We start from the raw sequence: 18813 nt of genomic DNA, 5'->3' as shown, positions 1-18813 counted from the left end.
CAGAGTGGCGTCCTACCCGATAGCGCTCATCGCCTGTCAGTCAGTGGCAGGCTTTTGTAGGGCTTGTTCGCTGAGCTTGTCGGCCAGGCGTACGAAGGCGGCCAGGTCGAGCTGCTCGGGGCGCAAGCTGCCATCGACGCCGGCGGCTTCGATTTCGGCATTGCTCAGCAAAAGTTTCAGTGTGTTGCGCAGGGTCTTGCGGCGCTGGTTGAAGGCTTCACGCACAACGCGCTCCAACAGGCGATGATCCTTGGCCGGGTGCGGCAGTACCGCGTGGGGCACCAGGCGCACGATCGCGGAGTCGACTTTCGGCGGAGGATTGAACGCGCCCGGGCCGACGTTGAACAGATGCTCGACCCGGCAATGGTACTGAACCATGATCGACAGGCGACCCCAGTCACCGCCACCCGGACCCGCCGCCAGACGTTCGACCACTTCCTTTTGCAGCATGAAGTGCATGTCGCGAATCAGGTTGGCGTTGTTCAGCAGATGAAAGATCAGCGGCGTCGAGATGTTGTACGGCAGGTTACCGACCACTCGCAGGCTGTTTGGCGCAGCGTTCAGGCTGTTGAAGTCGAACTTCAGCGCGTCACCCTGATGCAGGTTGAAGTTGCTCTTGCCGGCGAACTGCTGATTGAGAATCGGGATCAGGTCCTTGTCCAGCTCTACGACGTCCAGTTGAGCGCCGCTGTTGAGCAGGCCGGCGGTCAATGCACCCTGGCCCGGACCGATTTCCAGCAGGCGGTCTTCAGGTTTGGCGTGAATGGAGCGCAGGATGCGATCGATAACGCCGGCATCGTGCAGGAAGTTCTGGCCGAAGCGCTTGCGCGCCCGGTGTTGGTAATGCTCGGTCATAAACGGGTCTCGGCCATCTGGTAGGCGGTTTCCAGGGCGACTTGTAGGCTGCCGGTGTCGATGTTGCCGCTGCCGGCCAGGTCCAGGGCGGTGCCGTGGTCGACCGATGTGCGGATGATCGGCAAGCCGAGGGTCACGTTGACTGCCGCGCCGAAGCCTTTGTATTTCAGCACAGGCAAGCCCTGGTCGTGGTACATCGCCAGCACCGCGTCGCAGTGCTCCAGATATTTGGGGGTAAACAGAGTGTCGGCGGGCAGGGGGCCGCGAAGGTCCATGCCCTCGCCGCGCAGGCGCTCTAATGTAGGTTCGATGATGTCGATTTCTTCATGGCCCAGATGACCGCCTTCACCGGCGTGCGGGTTGAGCCCGCAAACCAGGATGCGTGGCTGGGCGATGCCGAATTTTTCTTTCAGATCGGTGTGCAGGATCCGCGTGACCCGCTCCAGCCGCTCCGGCGTGATCGCGTCGGCAATCTCGCGAAGAGGCAGGTGAGTGGTGACCAGCGCCACGCGCAAACCGCGGGTGGCGAGCATCATCACTACTTGCGCGGTGTGGGTCAGGTCAGCGAGAAACTCCGTGTGCCCGGAAAAGGCGATCCCGGATTCGTTGATCACGCCTTTGTGCACCGGCGCGGTGATCATGCCGGCGAAATGCCCATCCAGACAGCCCTGGCCAGCGCGGGTCAGGGTTTCCAGGACGAAAGCCGCATTGGCCTTGTCCAGTTGCCCGGCGGTGACCCTGGCGTTGAGTGGCGTATCCCACACATACAGGCTGTTGGCCGGTGCAGGAACATCTGGCCAACTGTCCGGCGTGACCGCCAGCAGATCGACAACCACGCCCAGCTGCGCGGCCCGCTCAAGGAGCAGGTCGCGGCTGGTAATGGCAATCAGGGGGTGTGGCTGGGCTTGCGAGGCGAGCAGCAGGCACAGGTCGGGACCTATGCCGGCCGGTTCGCCGGGGGTCAGCGCGAAACGCTTGGGTTTCACTGCGCTGCCTGGTCTGCACCAGGGAGTTTGATTTCTACGTACGCTTCGTCACGGATCTGACGCAGCCAGGTTTGCAGCTCTTCGTCGTATTTGCGGTTACGCAGTACGGTCATCGCTTGCTGCTCGCGGGCCTGGGTCGTGCTGTCGGTGGCGCGGCGGCCAAGGACTTCCAGGACGTGCCAGCCATATTGGGTCTTGAACGGCTTGGACAGCTGACCTTGCGGGGTCTTGGCCATCACTTCGCGGAATTCAGGCACCAGTGCGTTCGGATCGATCCAGTTCAGGTCGCCGCCGTTGAGGGCGGAACCCGGGTCTTCCGAGAAGCTTTTCGCCAGCTCGCCAAAATCTTCGCCCGCTTCGATACGGGAGTAGAGCGATTGAGCCAGGGCCTTGGTTTTTTCTTCGTCGCGAATCGGGCTTGGTTTGACCAGGATGTGGCGTACATGAACTTCGTCACGCACCTGCGCTTCGCCACCACGCTTGTCGAGGATCTTCAGGATAATGAAGCCGCCCGGGGTGCGCATTGGCTGGGTTACGTCGCCAACGGCCATGGTGCTCAGCAGGCGGTCGAATGGAGGTGGCAATTGAGCGGCTTTACGCCATCCCATGTCGCCGCCTTCCAGTGCAGTTTCGCTGGCGGATTTGGCGATTGCCAACTGACCGAAGTCAGCGCCTTGCTTGAGTTGCTGGTAAACCGCGTCGGCTTGCTTGGCGGCATTCTGAATCGCCTCGGAGTTGGCGCTTTCCGGCGTAGGAATCAGGATGTTGGCCAGGCGGAACTCTTCGGACAGCTGCATTTTGCCCAGATCGGATGCCAGGAAATTCTTCACTTCCTGCTCGGACACCTGGATGCGCTCCGCCACACGGCGCTGACGCACACGGCTGATGATCATTTCGCGGCGGATCTGGTCACGGGCATCGTCATAAGACAGGCCGTCGCGAGCCAAAGCGGCGCGGAATTGTTCGATCGACATGTTGTTGCGCTGGGCAATGGTGCCGACAGCCTGGTTCAGTTCTTCATCGGTAATGCGGATGCCGGAGCGCTCGCCGATCTGCAATTGCAGGTTTTCGACGATCAGGCGCTCAAGCACTTGCTGATCCAGTACGCCGGTAGGCGGTACGGCAGCACCGCGTTTGGCGATGGTTTGCTGAACTTCGTGAACGCGCCGGTCCAGTTGGCTCTGCATGACCACGTCATTGTCGACGATGGCCACCACTTTATCGATGGACTGTACCGCGGCGTTGGCCGCGGTACCCAGGAACAGCGCGCCCAGCATCAGCGGGCGCAGACAATCAGAAAGCTTGGTCTTCACGTTCACGATAACCTTGGATGCCTTTGTCGAGGAAACTCTCTACTTTGGCGCCGGTGAGGCCGCCGAGTCCCTTCAGAACAATTTGGAGGAAGACGCCGTGGTCGCCTTTTTCGTTTTGTGGAGCTTCCTGACTGAATTCGTCATAGGAAACCCAGTAACGGTTGATCAGGCGTAGTTTCCAGCAGCAGTTGTCGTACTCGAAACCACCAAAGGCTTCCAGGGTACGGTTGCGGTTGTAGTCATACTGCCAGCGGCTGATGGCGTTCCATTGCGGCACGATCGGCCAGATCACCGAGAAGTCGTGCTGTTTGATCTTGTAGTAGTCCTTCACGTAGCCAGGTGTGCCCGGGGTGCCGTAGTCACCGCCGCCCACCGTCCATTTACCGGTGTTCTGGTCATAACGGATCTGGTCATTGCGATAGCGATAACCGGCGTTGATGACCTTGTTCGGGTTGTCTTCAGGCTGGTAGTGGAACATCGCGCTGCCCGAGCGAGGGCTGCGGCTGTCCGGGTCCCAGTTGTAGTCGGCCGTTGTACGCCAGTCGCGGTTCCAGCGGTATTCGTATTCCAGTGCATATGGCGAAACGTTGGCTTGAGCATCGGCGCGGGTTTTTGCATCGATACCTGGCAACTGGACTTCGCGGTCCTTGAAGTACAAGGCCTGGCCGACGCTGATGCGTTGACGTTCGAAACCATTGTCTTCGATCCAGCGGTTGGTCACGCCCAGCGACAGTTTGTTCTCGTCGCCGACGCGGTCGGAGCCGGAGAAGCGGTTGTCGCGGAACAGCGAGGCATAGTTGAAGGTGTATTCGCCGGTGTCGAATACTGGAATATCCTTCTGGTCTTCCTCAGGTACATAGAGGTAGAACAGGCGCGGCTCGAGGGTCTGGCGATAATTCTTGCCAAACCATTGGGTGTCGCGATCGAAATACAGGCCGCTGTCGATACTGACAATCGGCACGCCACGGTTCTGGTTGCTGCCGAAATGACCGTTGATGTTTTCAGTCCCGGCTGCAGCTGCGGCTTGATCCTGGGCCGCGATTTGGCTTTTGCCAGTACCGTCCAGATCCAGTTGGTACTGGGTGTATTGGTACTTGAGCGAAGGCTTCAGGAAGCCATAGGTCCAGTTCAACGGCAGGCTGACAGCCGGTTTGAGATTCAAGCGGTCGCCGTTGGCACGTGCCAGGCCGGTCACGTTGTTATCAAGACGTGATGCAACCGTGCCGTCTTGGTTTACGAAGTCACCGCTCTTCAAATCACGCTCAAACCGCACGGCCTCTGTCTCGTAATCGAAATTCAGCCCTTCCGGATGATAAGGCAGCTGACCATTGAAGGTGATCTGCGGCAAACGGTCATACGGCGTGATGTTCGAAACGGTCGCCAGCTGATAGGCCTGGGCGTTCAAGCGAGCGGTGTAGCTGTCGCCACGATAGGTGACAGAGCCCTGCTGGTTCACGTAGTCAGCGCTTTTCACGCCAATCTGGTCAGTCTGCAGATCCTGGAAGTAATACGGATCGCTGATCTTGGTGTAGTCAACCTGCGTAAAGACGCGCGAGTCGAGGCCACCCTTGTGCTGCCAGTTGTACATGTAGCGGGTTTTTTCGTAGTCGGTCTGCTTGCTGCGCTCAGTATCTTCGTCGTTGAGGTACGCGGCGCCGAACTGACCTTCGCTGGACTTGGTCAGGTAACGGAATTCGCCTTCCATCAACAGGCCGCGCTTGCTCATGTAGCGCGGGTACAACGTGGCGTCGTAGTTTGGCGCCAGGTTGAAGTAGTACGGGGTGACCAGCATGAAGCCGGTATCGCTGCCTGTGCCGATGGTCGGCGGCAGGAAGCCGGACTGGCGACGGTCATCGATCGGGAAATAGATGTACGGCGTGTACAGAACCGGAATGTCCTTGACCCGCAGCGTTACGTTGGTCGCGGTACCGAAACCGGTGGCCGGGTTCAAGGTGATGTTGTTGCCCTTGAGCTGCCAGGCATTGCTGTTCGGTTCGCACGTGGTGTACGTACCGTCCTTGAGACGGATGATCGCGTTCTCGGCACGTTTGGCGTACAGCGCGTTACCGCGGATGCGCGACTTGTGCATCACGTATTCGGCGTTGTCGACCTTGGCTTCACCGGTATCGAGCTGCACGTCGGCGTGGTCGCCCACGATCAGTGCGCCATTGTCGCGAATGCGCACGTTGCCGGCCAGTTCGCCACGGCTTTCGGCCTGGTACAGGTTCGCTTCGTCGGCTTCGACCTGCATGCTGCCCTGACGCATGACCACGTCACCGGCCAGGGTCGCGACTTGCTCTTCCTGCTTATAGCGGGAGGCCTTGGCGCCGATAAAGGTTGGAGCGTCGCTTTTATTCGTCTTGTCATTCATGCCAGGACGAATCGGTTCGATATAGGAACCAGAGCAGTAAGGACCGGTTTCGGCCAATTGCGCTGCGGTGAGCTTCTCGCGCGGAACCCAGTCGAGGTGGCTGTAGTCTTCACTACGCGACTTCAGGCCGCGGCCCTTGGACTCGGTAACCAGCACAGGTTTGGCGCCGGTGTCTTCACTGGAGGCGGTGCCTGCCGGGGTTTCTCCAGTGGCGGAAACTGCGCTGCCTTCATGCACGGGGCGCGGCGGCAATGCAGCGGCCGGCGCCTTTGGCGCACAGTCCCAGGCACCCGAAGCAGAGACTGAGCAGTCATACTGTTCCGCGGCGACCACGAACGACGTGGCCAGGGGTTGCAGGGCCAGCAGACTGCCGGTAACCAACAACGGAAATTTTTTACGAAACGCGGGGGATTTCAATGCCATCTTATTAGTCCGGGCTTCCTGCGTGCCATCTGCCCGCGGTGTGGGCCGCACGCCTCTCGATGGTCTGAAAAAGATGCTGGATAATAAAGCATGACCCGCTTGACGGCTAGCGCCGTCGGAGACCCTTGCAATGCCTGACCAAGATGTACGCTTGCAACACCTGAAAGTTTGGCTCGATGAACAGTTGGCTATCCTCTTTGCAGAACAAGGTTGGGGCGCCGTGCCCCCGGCCACGTTGACCGCGGCCAGTAGCGACGCGAGTTTTCGGCGCTATTTCCGCTGGGAAGGCGCGGGCAGAAGTTTCGTCGTGATGGACGCGCCACCGCCCCAGGAAAACTGCAAACCCTTTGTGGATATCGCTTTTCTGCTGGCGAAATCCGGCATAAACGTGCCGAAAATTTATGCCGAGGACCTCGAGCGCGGTTTCCTTTTGCTCAATGATTTGGGCAACAAGACTTATCTGGACGTGATCGAAAGCGAAAATGCCGACGATTTGTTCAAGGATGCCCTGCAAGCGTTGTTGGCTTTCCAGCAATTGCCGATGGTGGCGCCGCTGCCGAGTTATGACGTCGCGTTGCTGCGTCGCGAGCTCGAACTGTTCCCCGAGTGGTACGTGAAGCGCGAACTGGGTATCGAGTTCGATGCGGCGCAGCAAGTGCTCTGGCAGCAGGTCAGCGACCTGCTGATCGACAGCGCTCTGGCTCAGCCTAAAGTCCTGGTGCATCGCGACTACATGCCGCGCAACCTGATGATCAGCGAGCCGAATCCCGGTGTGCTGGATTTCCAGGACGCGGTCTACGGGCCGGTGACCTATGACGTGACTTGCCTGTTCAAGGACGCCTTCCTCAGCTGGCCTGAAGAACGCGTGCGCGGCTGGCTGGAAGATTACTGGCAGCAAGCCGGTGCGCTCGACATCCCGGTTCAGCCGGACTTTGAAGACTTTCTGCGCGCCAGCGACCTGATGGGCGTGCAGCGTCACTTGAAAGTCATCGGCATCTTCGCCCGCATTTGCCATCGCGACGGCAAGCCACGCTATCTCGGCGATGTGCCGCGTTTCTTTGCTTATATAGACGCGGTCATTGCCCGTCGTCCTGAACTGGCTGAGCTGGATGTGTTGCTGGCCAGTCTGCGTGCTGGAGTGAAGGCATGAAGGCAATGATTCTGGCGGCGGGTAAAGGCGAGCGCATGCGTCCGCTGACCCTGACCACGCCAAAACCACTGGTTCGTGCCGGCGGAGCACCCTTGATCGAGTATCACCTGCACGCGCTGGCGGCTGCGGGGTTTACCGAGATTGTGATCAACCATGCCTGGCTCGGTCAGCAGATCGAAGATTATCTGGGGGATGGCTCGAAATATGGCGTGAGCATTCAATATTCGCCGGAAGGTGAACCGCTGGAAACCGGTGGCGGTATTTTCCGCGCGTTGCCTTTGTTGGGTGATGAGGCTTTTGTGGTGGTCAACGGCGACATCTGGACCGACTACGACTTCAGCGTGTTGCACCAGCCCATCGTCGGGCTCGCCCATTTGATCCTGGCGGACAACCCGGCGCATCACCCGAGCGGGGACTTCACTCTGGTCGATGGCCATGTGCAGGACGGTCAGCCGGATACCCCAACCCTGACCTACAGCGGCATCGCCGTGCTGCACCCGCAGCTGTTTGACGGTTGCTCGGCCGGGGCCTTCAAGCTTGCGCCATTGTTGCGCAAAGCCATGGCCGATGGACAAGTGACGGGCGAGCGCCTGAATGGACATTGGGTAGATGTCGGCACTCACGAGCGCCTGGCTGAAGTAGAAACCTTGATAGAAGCGAGACGCTGACATGTTGTGGCCAGGGACTCTGATTGGAGCCGGAGCGGGCTTTGCCATAGCCAGCATTCCGGGGGCCATGCTCGGTGCTTTATTGGGACAGGCGCTGGATCGGCGCTTGCACCTGCAGAGCTGGGCACATTTATGGGAAAAGTTCGGTGGCCGCTCGGTGCTGCGCAACGATGAACTGCTGTTCGTGTTGCTGGGCCGATTGGCCAAGAGTGATGGGCGGGTAGTGGATGGCCACATTCAGCAGGCGCGACAGGAAATGCGTGCGCTGGAGATGACCGAGTCGGCGCAACGTCGGGCGATAGCGGCGTTCAACCGCGGCAAGTCGGGGCACGATCGGTTGCGTGGTTATCTGCGACGCTTGAGTGCTCAGCCCCATGCGGCGGAAGGCGTGTTGCGTGCCTGTTGGCGGATGGTCTGGGCCGATGGCCGCGCCGGTAGCAGCGAGCGCGAACTGATTGCCCAGTGGGGCAAATGGTTGGGCTGGACGCCGCAACAGGTACAGGCACTGGCGAGTGACTACGAGCCGAAGCGACCATTGGTCAGCAGCGCGATTACGTATCAGGACGCCTTGCGGTTATTGGGCGTGTCGGCGACCAGCGAGCCAGCACAGATCAAACGCGCCTATCGACGCCTGCTCAGTCGCCATCATCCGGACAAGATTGCCGGCAGCGGTGCGACGGCGTTGCAGGTTCGTGAGGCGACGGACAAGACTCGTGAATTGCACAACGCCTACACGTTGATTCGTGAACGGCGGGACTTTCGATAGCAGGGCAGAGTTGTGTCGCCCGCGAATGGGGCGACGCGATCCATCAGTCCGCCGCAGGCTGCGGATTCAACCATCCCCGCACCCGGCGAACCAACTGCTCTTGCTCAGCCTTGGCATTGCCCGGCAGTGCCTTGAGCGAGACCTGGCTGAACGCCGATGTCTTCAAACGTTTATTGGCCTGCAAGCGTTCCAGTGCCGCGTTGCGATCCAGTGGTTTGTCCATATAGAAGATGTCGGCAGTCGGCAGCTTGATCGTCGGCGTCAACTCGGCAAGCTCAGGCTTCGCCGTAACAGGCGTCTGGGCGGCGACCATCACGAACTTCTCGACTTGCGATGGCTGCTTCTCGCTCAGATAGCGCGCGGCCCAGTAAGCGCCGGTGCCATGCCCCAGCACGACGACTTTGCGAGCGCTTTGCTGTTCGGCATAAGCGATGGCCGCGTCGATGCGGGCGAAAATTCGCTCGGCGTCGGCTTTGGCGTGTTCTTCGGTGGTTTCGGCGATAGCCTTGTCGGCCACCTCCGCTTCGCCGCCGGCGGCCTGTTCGATGGGCGCCGCGGTGGTCGAGTCTTTGTTGCCGGCATCAGGCGCTTTGGGCACTGGTGCCACTTCGACGATACGTGGCGCAATGGCTTCGCTTTGCAGATCCGGCAAGGTGATACTCAGGCTGCTCCACTCGGCGTCCGGCAATTGGCGGCGCAATGGGCTGATTGCTTGCGGCCAGTCAACGGTTTCACCGGCACCCGGGATGATAATCACCGCGCCTTTGGGCTCGGCGGTATTGGCTGGTTTCCACAAGGCGAGAAAGCTGTCGGTACCGGCTTGCAGTTGTTGCTGTTCCTGCGCAGGAATTTGTCGCTCAAGTGCCGTCGATTCTTCCTGGCTACGCTCAAGCAGCGGCTGGCGTTCGACCGGTTTTTCTTCGGCGGGCTTTTCCGCAGTGGCAGGTGCCGGGTCGGCCGCCTCGACGGAAAAGGCGCACGGCAGGATCAGCGACAGGCACAATGCTGGCAGTGCCAGGCGGTAGACAGGGGGCATCGGATATTCCAGGCCAGAAGTTATTCCGGCAGCCTAATGGGTTGGTCAGTATTTGTCAGTGTGTGAGACTTCGATGATGCATTTTCGCTGCCTGTGGGTTATCGGCTGTTTGTGGTTTCCCTTGATGGGCTGGGCGGCTCCCGCGCCGCCGGCGCATGTCGTGTCATTGTCTTCGGCGCAACAGCAATGGCTGGCGCAGCATGAAGAGTTGCGGGTCGGGGTTGTATTGCAAGTGCCCTATGCTCAATACGATCGCCGCTTGCAGCGCCTGTCCGGGGTCAACATCGAGTTGATGAAGTGGCTGGCCAAGTCGCTCAAGGTCGAGCTGAGCTGGCGTAATTATCCTGATCTTGCGCAACTGGAAGCCGCCGCGCGCGAAGGCGATATCGATATCGCGCCGGGGCTGACCCAGACTCCCGCCAGTTTACGACTCTGGCAATTTTCCGATCCGTACATGCGGGTGCCGCAACTGGTGGTCAGCGACCAGAAGAGTACGGGGGTGGTGGAGCTGGAAAAACTCGACAGTCAGACCCGCGTCGCCGTGCGCATGCCCAGCGTCACCGCCGATTTCTTGCGTAGTACCTATCCGCATTTGAACCTGCAGGGCGTGCCTCTGGAGCGCCAGGCGCTGCAACTGTTGTTGAGTCAGCAGGCCGGTTACGCGGTGGTCGATGAAGCGCAATTCGGGCGTCTGTCAGCCGAACCCGAGTTTGCCGGGCTGGCCGTGGTGGGCGACATCGGTTTCCCGCAACTGTTGCGAGTGGCCACGCGTCGGGACTGGCCGGAGTTGGCCGGCATCGTCGAAAACGCGCTGCGCGCGATTCCGGCCAAAGACCTCGAGCGACTGCACGATCAATGGCTGCAACCCAAGTACCCGCGGCTGTCCGATTCACCGGTTTTCTGGAAAAATCTCTGCCTGCTGTTGCTGGTGTTATTGCTGAGCAGCATGGCCATTGTGTTCTGGCAGCGTCGTCAGCAACACAGTCTGGAGCAACGTTTGCTGGCGGCGCGCGAAGACATTGCCCTGCGCGAGGCTAGCGAAGAGGCCTTGCGCCTCACGCAGTTCTCCATCGATCAAAGCACCGTCGGCATCCTTTGGGTCAACTGGGACAGCCATGTGCGCTACGCCAACCGTGCCGCCGAAAGCATGCTCGGCTATCCGGCGGGCGGGATCATTGATCGACCCTTGATCGATTTCGAGCCCGGTTTGCACATGGACCGCTGGCTGAGCCTGTGGAAACGCGCCCGGGCCAGTGAGGAAGGGCCGCTAAGTTTCGAAACCAATTGTGTGCGGGCCGATGGCAGTATTCTGCCGGCGGATGTCTCGTTGAGCTTCTTGCGTTTTCGCGAGGGCGAATACCTGGTGGTTTACCTCAATGATGTCACCGAGCGTCGTCGCGCCCTGGCCGCCTTGCAGGAAAGTGAAGCACGGCTGCAGGGGATCGCCGCCAACGTCCCCGGGCTGGTCTTTCGTCTGGAGCGCGCGCCAGTGACCGGGCAGATCGACTTTGCCTACATCAGTGAAGGCAGCGAGAGCCTGGTGGGCTACTCGCCCGCCACCCTGGCCCATCGTGACAAAGGCCTGCGCAGCCTGGTGCATCCGGATGACAAGGCCAGTTATCACCAGACCCAGGACCATGCACTGGACACCGACAGCGACTGGTCGTGGCAGGGACGGATTCTGACCCGTCAGGGCGAACAACGCTGGGCTGAGATCAAGGCCATTACCCGCCGACTGGAAGACGGCGCCTATGTCTGGGACGGGATCGTCTGGGACATCACCGAGAGCAAGCGCATCGAGCTGGAGCTGGCCAGCTCCCGTGAGCAGTTGCGCGAGTTGTCTGCGCATCTGGAGAGTGTGCGGGAAGAGGAGAAGGCACGGATTGCCCGGGAAGTTCACGACGAGCTGGGGCAGATGTTGACCGTGTTGAAGCTGGAAACGTCCATGTGCGAACTGGCTTATGCGCAGCTCGACCCTGGCCTGCACGAGCGCTTGAACAGCATGAAGCGTTTGATCGCGCAGCTGTTTCAACTGGTGCGTGATGTGGCCACGGCGCTGCGGCCACCGATTCTCGATGCCGGGATCGCCTCGGCCATCGAGTGGCAGGCCCGACGGTTCGAGGCGCGCACGCATATTCCGTGTCTGGTACAAGTGCCGGATAACTTGCCGGTGCTCAGCGATGCCAAGGCCATCGGCCTGTTCCGCATCCTTCAGGAAGCGCTGACCAATGTCATGCGCCACGCCCAGGCGCATACTGTTGAACTGACGCTGGCCCTTGAGGGCGATGAGCTTTGTCTGACTGTCAGCGATGATGGCGTAGGATTTGTCGCCGCGCCTGGCAGGCCGACATCCTTCGGTGTGGTCGGCATGCGTGAGCGGGTGTTGATCATGGGCGGGCAATTGTCGCTTGAGAGTGAGCCGGGGGAGGGCACGACCCTGACGGTGCGAGTGCCGCTGGATGAAGCCTGATGGTTTTGTGTTGTTTGAGCTGGCGCCTTTGCAGGCAAGCCCGCGATAGATCTTGGTTCTGACATAAGAAGAATGGAGAAGAACGTGATCCGTGTATTGGTAGCCGAAGACCACACCATCGTTCGCGAAGGCATCAAGCAATTGATCGGCCTGGCCAAGGACTTGCTGGTGGTCGGGGAGGCGAGCAATGGCGAGCAGTTGCTCGATACCTTGCGCCATGTTCCCTGCGAAGTGGTGTTGCTGGACATCTCCATGCCCGGGGTCAACGGCCTGGAGGCGATCCCGCGGATTCGCGCCATGAGCAATCCGCCGGCGATTCTGGTGCTGTCGATGCACGACGAAGCGCAGATGGCCGCTCGGGCGTTGAAGGTCGGCGCTGCGGGTTACGCGACCAAGGACAGCGATCCGGCATTGTTGCTGACGGCGATTCGCAAGGTCGCGGCGGGCGGGCGCTACATCGATCCGGACCTGGCCGACCGCATGGTTTTCGAAGTCGGCCTGACCGACACGCGGCCGCTGCATTCGCTGCTGTCGGAGCGTGAATTCTCGGTATTCGAACGCCTGGCCCAGGGCGCCAACGTCAACGACATCGCCCAGCAACTGGCCTTGAGCAGCAAAACCATCAGTACCCACAAGGCGCGGCTGATGCAGAAACTCAACATCACCTCCCTGGCTGAACTGGTGAAGTACGCGATGGAACACAAACTCCTGTGATCCAGGGTTCACTGTGGATTTTGTAGGAGCGAGGCTTGCCCGCGAAGCTTTTGGCGCCAGTGAGATCGCCTTCGCGGGCAAGCCTCGCTCCTACAGAAAGAAGAGGCATGTCCATTTACGACATGCATGCAAAGCCGCTTTTACCGGTTCCTGTGGCTTGCAGCTCACCGTCTGTCGCCATCAAGAATCGACATATCCATCCCCGCCATCCTTGTAGGGCAATCCCTACCCCCAACCTTCCATCCGGCTGAGGCGATTCTCTCCTGCGCCCCGATTTGCGCGGCTCCCAGCGTCCACTAGGCTTAGTCCACAGCAGTCATCAATAACAAAGGTGTGGGTATGAGCCAGGTTGATTCAAGTGCAGGGGCCAGCGATATTCTGGTCAGCTTTCGTGGAGTGCAAAAGAGCTACGACGGCGAGAACCTGATCGTCAAAGACCTCAACCTGGAAATTCGCAAAGGCGAATTCCTTACCTTGCTCGGGCCGTCCGGTTCCGGCAAAACCACCAGTCTGATGATGCTCGCCGGCTTCGAAACGCCGACCGCCGGGGAGATTCAACTGGCCGGGCGTTCCATCAACAACGTGCCACCGCACAAGCGCGACATCGGCATGGTGTTCCAGAACTACGCGTTGTTTCCGCACATGACCGTGTCCGAGAACCTGGCGTTCCCGCTGACCGTGCGCGGCTTGAACAAGAGCGACGTCAGTGACCGGGTCAAGCGTGTGCTGAGCATGGTTCAGCTCGATACTTTCGCCCAGCGCTATCCGGCGCAACTGTCCGGCGGTCAGCAGCAGCGTGTGGCCCTGGCCCGTGCCCTGGTGTTCGAACCGCAACTGGTGCTGATGGACGAACCCCTCGGCGCACTGGACAAACAACTGCGCGAACACATGCAGATGGAAATCAAACACCTGCACCAGCGCCTCGGCGTGACCGTGGTCTATGTGACCCACGACCAGGGCGAAGCCCTGACCATGTCCGACCGTGTCGCCGTGTTCCATCAGGGCGAGATCCAGCAGATCGCGCCACCGCGCACGCTCTACGAAGAGCCGAAAAATACTTTCGTCGCCAACTTCATCGGCGAGAACAACCGCCTCAACGGCCGCTTGCACAGCCACACCGGTGATCGCTGCGTGGTCGAGCTTGGTCGCGGTGAAAAGGTTGAAGCACTGGCGGTCAACGTCGGCAAGACCGGCGAACCCGTCACGCTGTCGATTCGTCCGGAGCGCGTGAGCCTCAATGGCTCGAGCGAGTCCTGTGTCAACCGCTTCTCGGGAAGGGTGGCGGAATTCATCTATCTGGGCGACCACGTCCGGGTTCGCCTGGAAGTCTGCGGCAAGACCGACTTCTTCGTGAAACAACCGATTGCCGAGCTCGATCCTGCGCTGGCTGTCGGCGACGTGGTACCGCTTGGCTGGCAGGTCGAACACGTTCGCGCGCTCGACCCACTTCTAGAGGCGCATTGATCGCCCCCTGCTTCACCAACACCAACCCTGCACGTGGAGAGAACAATAAATGTTGAGATCCCTGAAATTCACCGCCCTGGTCGTCGGCATGATCGGCGCGGCGCACGCGATGGCGGCTGGCCCGGACCTGACCGTGGTGTCCTTTGGCGGGGCGAACAAGGCGGCGCAGGTCAAAGCCTTCTACGCACCATGGGAAGCGGCGGGCCACGGCAAAATCGTCGCTGGCGAATACAACGGCGAAATGGCCAAGGTCAAAGCCATGGTTGACACCAAGAGCGTGTCCTGGGACCTGGTGGAAGTTGAATCGCCGGAACTGTCCCGTGGTTGCGACGAAGACATGTTCGAGCAGCTTGATCCGAAGCTGTTCGGCAAGTCTGAAGACTACGTCAAAGGCGCTATCCAGCCTTGCGGCGTGGGCTTCTTCGTGTGGTCGACCGTGCTGGCCTACAACGCTGACAAGCTGAAAACCGCTCCGACCAGTTGGGCTGATTTCTGGGACACCAAGAAATTCCCGGGCAAGCGCGGCCTGCGCAAAGGCGCCAAGTACACCCTGGAATTCGCACTGATGGCTGACGGCGTTGCGCCGAAAGACGTCTACAAAGTGCTGGCCGGCAAAGATGGCCAGGACCGCGCGTTCAAGAAACTCGATGAACTCAAGCCAAGCATCCAGTGGTGGGAAGCCGGCGCACAACCGCCGCAATACCTCGCCTCCGGTGACGTGGTCATGAGCTCGGCCTACAACGGCCGGATCGCCGCGGTACAAAAAGAAAGCAACCTGAAAGTGGTGTGGAACGGCGGCATCTACGACTTCGACGCATGGGCCATTCCAAAAGGTCTGGACAAGACCCGTGCCGAAGCTGCGAAGAAATTCATCGCCTTCTCGGTACAGCCGCAACAGCAGAAGACCTACTCGGAAAACATCGCCTACGGCCCGGCCAACACCCAGGCAGTGCCATTGCTGTCCAAGGATGTCCTGAAAGACATGCCGACCACCCCGGAAAACATCGCCAACCAGGTGCAGATCGACGTCAGCTTCTGGGCTGACAACGGCGAGCAACTGGAGCAGCGCTTCAATTCCTGGGCTGCCAAGTAACCACAACACTGTGGGCTTGCCTCTCCTACAGGGGCTGATGTGTAGCTAACAAGAACAGAGGTGGCCTCCCAGTTATGGAGTGCCACCCTCTGTAACGATCAAAGATTTCCGGAGTACGCCATGGCTATCGCCGTTCCCGTGAACGCGGGCACCGACCCCACCTTGAAGCAGCGGCTAAAGCACGCCGAGCGAATCAACCGCTGGAAAGCACAAGCCTTGATCGCGCCGTTGGTGCTGTTTCTGTTGCTGGTGTTCCTGGTGCCGATCGTGGCGCTGCTCTACAAAAGCGTCGGTAACCCGGAAGTGGTCGGCGTGATGCCGCGCACTGTGGCAGCCATCGCCAGTTGGGATGGCCGAGGCCTGCCGGCAGAGCCTGTGTACAAGGCCGCCAGCGAAGACCTCGCCGAAGCCCGCAAGAATCAGACCTTGGGTGATTTGTCCAAGCGCTTGAACATGGAGTTGGCCGGCTACCGCAGCCTGCTGACCAAAACCGCGCGCGCCTTGCCGTTCGCCACGGAGCCTGCTTCTTATAAAGAAGCGCTGGAAGGACTCGACGAACGCTGGGGCGATCCGGCCTATTGGCAGGTGGTGCGCCGCAACACCAGTGGCGTGACGCCTTATTACCTGCTGGCCGCCGTCGATCACCGTATCGACGACCTCGGCGAACTGGCCCGGGCCACTCCCGATCAGGCGATCTACCTCGACATCTTTGCCCGTACGTTCTGGATGGGCCTGATCATCACCATGATCTGCCTGGTGCTTGCTTATCCGCTGGCCTACCTGCTGGCGAACCTGCCCTCGCGCCAAAGCAACCTGCTGATGATTCTGGTGCTGTTGCCGTTCTGGACCTCGATTCTGGTTCGGGTCGCGGCGTGGATCGTGTTGCTGCAATCGGGCGGCTTGATCAACAGCGGCCTGATGGCCATGGGCGTCATCGATAAGCCGCTGGAGCTGGTGTTCAACCGCACCGGGGTCTACATCTCGATGGTGCACATCCTGCTGCCGTTCATGATTCTGCCGATCTACAGCGTGATGAAAGGTATCTCGCCGACTTACATGCGTGCGGCGATTTCCCTGGGCTGCCACCCGTTCGCCAGTTTCTGGCGGGTGTACTTCCCGCAGACCTATGCCGGTGTTGGCGCCGGTTGCCTGTTGGTGTTCATCCTAGCCATCGGCTACTACATCACCCCGGCGTTGCTGGGCAGCCCGAACGATCAGATGGTCAGTTACTTCGTCGCCTTCTACACCAACACCAGCATCAACTGGGGCATGGCGACCGCGCTCGGTGGACTGTTGCTGCTGGCGACCGTGGTGCTTTATCTGATTTACAGCTGGCTGGTGGGCGCCAGTCGACTGCGCCTGAGCTAAGGGGAGAGTGAAATGCTGAGTCCTTATATGTCGCCCATCGAACGGGTGTGGTTCTACAGCTTGCGGATTCTCTGCGGCTTGATTTTGTTGTTCCTGATCTTGCCGGTGCTGGTGATCATTCCGCTGTCGTTCAACTCAGGGAGTTTTCTGGTCTACCCGCTGCAAGGCTTCTCGCTGCACTGGTATCAGGACTTCTTTGCCTCGGCGGAATGGATGCGTTCGTTGAAGAACAGCATGATCGTGGCTCCGGCAGCGACCGTGCTGGCGATGATCTTCGGTACGCTGGCGGCGATCGGCCTGACCCGTGGCGACTTCCCGGGCAAGGCGCTGGTGATGGCGCTGGTGATTTCGCCGATGGTGGTGCCGGTGGTGATCATTGGTGTGGCCAGTTACCTGACCTTCGCGCCACTGGGGTTCGGTAACAGCTATACCTCGTTGATCGTGGTGCACGCCGTGCTGGGCGTGCCGTTCGTGATCATCACGGTATCGGCGACCTTGCAGGGGTTCAACCAGAACCTGGTGCGGGCCGCGGCCAGCCTGGGAGCTTCGCCGCTGACGACGTTCCGCCGGGTGACCTTGCCGTTGATTGCGCCGGGGGTGATTTCCGGTGCGCTGTTTGCCTTCGCTACCTCGTTCGATGAAGTGGTGGTGACGCTGTTCCTCGCCGGTCCCGAACAAGCGACCTTGCCTCGGCAGATGTTCAGCGGCATCCGCGAAAACCTCAGCCCGACAATCGCCGCTGCCGCGACGCTGCTGATCGCATTCTCGGTGATCCTGTTGCTGACCCTGGAATGGCTGCGTGGGCGCAGCGAAAAACTGCGTACCGCCCAAGCCTGACGCCAACTGTGATCGTTCCCGCGCGAGCGTGGGAACGATCGACAGAAGCACCTCGATCATTCACCAACTTAATAGCAGACAAACCCCAATCCCCAGCTACTATTGTGCCCAGCTCCCCTATCTATAAGAGGCTGCGCACATGAGTCTTTCCTCTTTCAAAATCGCTCACAAACTGATCACCGGCGCAGGTGCCATCGAGCAACTGGCGGCCGAGCTCACACGTCTGGACATCGACAACCCGCTGATCGTCACCGATGCCGCGCTGGTCAAGTCCGGCACGGTGGAGCTGGCGCTGGCGCAGCTGGGCGAGCGCAGTTATGAGATTTTCGACCGGGTGTTGCCGGACCCGGAAATCGCCATCGTCGAAGATTGCATGCGGGTTTATCGTGAGGGTGGGCATGACGGGTTGATCGGCCTCGGCGGCGGCAGTGCCATCGATATCGCCAAGAGTGTTGCCGCCTATGCCGGTTATCACGGCGCGCTGGAGGATTTGTTCGGCATCGATCAGGTGCCGCGCAAAGGCCCGCCGCTGATCGCCATCCCGACCACCGCTGGCACCGGTTCGGAAGTGACCAACGTGGCCATCCTCTCCGACAAGGTCGCGCAGCTGAAGATGGGCATCATCAGCGATTACCTGTTGCCGGACGTGGCACTGGTCAGCCCGCAAATGACCCTGACCTGCCCGCGCAGTGTCACTGCCGCCAGTGGCGTCGATGCGCTGGTGCACGCCATCGAGTCCTACCTGTCGCTCAACGCCTCGCCCATCACCGATGCCTTGGCCATTGGCGCGATCAAGCTGATTACCAAGGCGCTGCCCAAGGCTTACGCCAATCCCGCCCACCTGCAAGCCCGCGAAGACATGGCCACCGCCAGCCTGATGGCCGGCATGGCGTTCGGCAATGCCGGGGTCGGTGCGGTGCATGCGTTGGCGTATCCGCTGGGTGGGCGTTTCAACATTGCCCATGGTGTCAGCAATGCCTTGCTGCTGCCGTATGTCATGACCTGGAACAAGATGGCCTGCGTGGAACGCATGCAGGATATTGCCGAGGCCATGGGGGTGAAGACCGCTCATCTGAGCGCCAGTGAGGCGGCGGATAAAGCCGTGGAGGCGATGACCGAGCTGTGCGCCGCCGTGGAGATCCCGCGAGGTCTGCGCAGTTTCGGGGTGCCCGAGGAGGCGATCCCGGCCATGGCCGTGGAAGCCGCTGGCACCGAACGCCTGATGCGCAACAATCCGCGCAAGTTGAGCGCCACCGATATCGAGAAGATCTACCGAGCGGCCTACTAGGACTTGCCCCA

General features: G+C 60.3%; 15 protein-coding genes. 10 read left to right on the top strand and 5 right to left on the bottom strand.

The annotated features are described in order from the left end of the window. Nucleotides 1–36: 36 nt before the first annotated feature. From rsmA to LOY28_RS26915, 4 genes are read right to left on the bottom strand one after another with little or no spacing between them, the layout of a single operon-like run. Entirely contained in the window at nucleotides 37–855 is an 819-nt protein-coding gene (gene rsmA / locus LOY28_RS26930) for a 16S rRNA (adenine(1518)-N(6)/adenine(1519)-N(6))-dimethyltransferase RsmA (protein ID WP_018928851.1), read from the bottom strand. Continuing rightward, nucleotides 852–1841 (bottom strand): 4-hydroxythreonine-4-phosphate dehydrogenase PdxA, encoded by a 990-nt coding sequence (gene pdxA / locus LOY28_RS26925; RefSeq protein ID WP_018928852.1) that lies wholly within the window; start codon nucleotides 1839–1841, stop codon nucleotides 852–854. The genes rsmA and pdxA overlap by 4 nt, the downstream gene beginning before the upstream one ends. Then, entirely contained in the window at nucleotides 1838–3154 is a 1317-nt protein-coding gene (gene surA, locus LOY28_RS26920; RefSeq protein WP_018928853.1) for a peptidylprolyl isomerase SurA, read from the bottom strand. The genes pdxA and surA overlap by 4 nt, the downstream gene beginning before the upstream one ends. Further along, nucleotides 3135–5948 (bottom strand): LPS-assembly protein LptD, encoded by a 2814-nt coding sequence (locus LOY28_RS26915; protein WP_258612745.1) that lies wholly within the window; start codon nucleotides 5946–5948, stop codon nucleotides 3135–3137. Before LOY28_RS26915 ends, surA begins: the two co-directional genes overlap by 20 nt. Before the next feature lie 130 nt (nucleotides 5949–6078). On the opposite strand from LOY28_RS26915, the gene LOY28_RS26910 reads away from it, so the two are divergent. Genes LOY28_RS26910 through LOY28_RS26900 form a run of 3 tightly spaced genes read left to right on the top strand, consistent with a single transcriptional unit; the run spans nucleotide 6079 to nucleotide 8532 of the window. After that, entirely contained in the window at nucleotides 6079–7098 is a 1020-nt protein-coding gene (locus tag LOY28_RS26910) for an aminoglycoside phosphotransferase family protein (RefSeq protein WP_018928855.1), read from the top strand. Continuing rightward, on the top strand, nucleotides 7095–7766 hold the full coding sequence (gene murU / locus LOY28_RS26905; protein WP_018928856.1) for an N-acetylmuramate alpha-1-phosphate uridylyltransferase MurU: 672 nt from the start codon (nucleotides 7095–7097) through the stop codon (nucleotides 7764–7766). Before LOY28_RS26910 ends, murU begins: the two co-directional genes overlap by 4 nt. A gap of 1 nt (nucleotide 7767) precedes the next feature. Further along, on the top strand, nucleotides 7768–8532 hold the full coding sequence (locus LOY28_RS26900) for a TerB family tellurite resistance protein (RefSeq protein ID WP_026286624.1): 765 nt from the start codon (nucleotides 7768–7770) through the stop codon (nucleotides 8530–8532). A 43-nt stretch (nucleotides 8533–8575) separates the two neighbouring features. On the opposite strand, the gene LOY28_RS26895 is transcribed toward LOY28_RS26900, so the two are convergent. Further along, complete coding sequence (locus LOY28_RS26895; protein WP_018928858.1) at nucleotides 8576–9568, bottom strand: alpha/beta hydrolase family protein; 993 nt, start codon at nucleotides 9566–9568, stop codon at nucleotides 8576–8578. Between the two features lie 73 nt (nucleotides 9569–9641). Between LOY28_RS26895 and LOY28_RS26890 the strand changes: the two genes are divergently transcribed. The 7 genes from LOY28_RS26890 to LOY28_RS26860 all read left to right on the top strand — a co-directional run bounded on the left by LOY28_RS26890 (nucleotide 9642) and on the right by LOY28_RS26860 (nucleotide 18802). Continuing rightward, nucleotides 9642–12038, top strand: a complete 2397-nt coding sequence (locus LOY28_RS26890; RefSeq protein WP_018928859.1) for a PAS domain S-box protein — start codon at nucleotides 9642–9644, stop codon at nucleotides 12036–12038. Nucleotides 12039–12110: 72 nt separating this feature from the next. Further along, nucleotides 12111–12752 carry a response regulator transcription factor gene (locus tag LOY28_RS26885; protein ID WP_177325199.1) on the top strand — a complete coding sequence of 214 codons (642 nt, stop codon included), beginning with the start codon at nucleotides 12111–12113 and terminating at the stop codon, nucleotides 12750–12752. A 339-nt stretch (nucleotides 12753–13091) separates the two neighbouring features. After that, the gene (locus LOY28_RS26880) at nucleotides 13092–14216 is read left to right on the top strand and encodes an ABC transporter ATP-binding protein (RefSeq protein ID WP_018928861.1); all 1125 of its coding nucleotides are present in this window, start codon (nucleotides 13092–13094) and stop codon (nucleotides 14214–14216) included. A 49-nt stretch (nucleotides 14217–14265) separates the two neighbouring features. Beyond that, nucleotides 14266–15309 (top strand): ABC transporter substrate-binding protein, encoded by a 1044-nt coding sequence (locus LOY28_RS26875; protein WP_018928862.1) that lies wholly within the window; start codon nucleotides 14266–14268, stop codon nucleotides 15307–15309. A 120-nt stretch (nucleotides 15310–15429) separates the two neighbouring features. After that, a complete protein-coding gene (locus LOY28_RS26870; RefSeq protein WP_018928863.1) occupies nucleotides 15430–16677 on the top strand; it encodes an ABC transporter permease in 1248 nt (415 codons plus the stop codon). A gap of 12 nt (nucleotides 16678–16689) precedes the next feature. After that, complete coding sequence (locus LOY28_RS26865) at nucleotides 16690–17514, top strand: ABC transporter permease (protein ID WP_018928864.1); 825 nt, start codon at nucleotides 16690–16692, stop codon at nucleotides 17512–17514. Nucleotides 17515–17653: 139 nt separating this feature from the next. Next, nucleotides 17654–18802: an iron-containing alcohol dehydrogenase gene (locus LOY28_RS26860; protein ID WP_019580746.1), complete on the top strand. Its 1149-nt coding sequence runs from the start codon at nucleotides 17654–17656 to the stop codon at nucleotides 18800–18802. The last annotated feature ends 11 nt before the right edge of the window (nucleotides 18803–18813 follow it).

It is taken from the genome of Pseudomonas sp. B21-017, from assembly GCF_024749245.1.
Taxonomy (GTDB): domain Bacteria; phylum Pseudomonadota; class Gammaproteobacteria; order Pseudomonadales; family Pseudomonadaceae; genus Aquipseudomonas.
The sequence above is the reverse complement of the archived record's forward strand: the minus strand, read 5'-3'. Positions and strand labels throughout refer to the sequence as shown.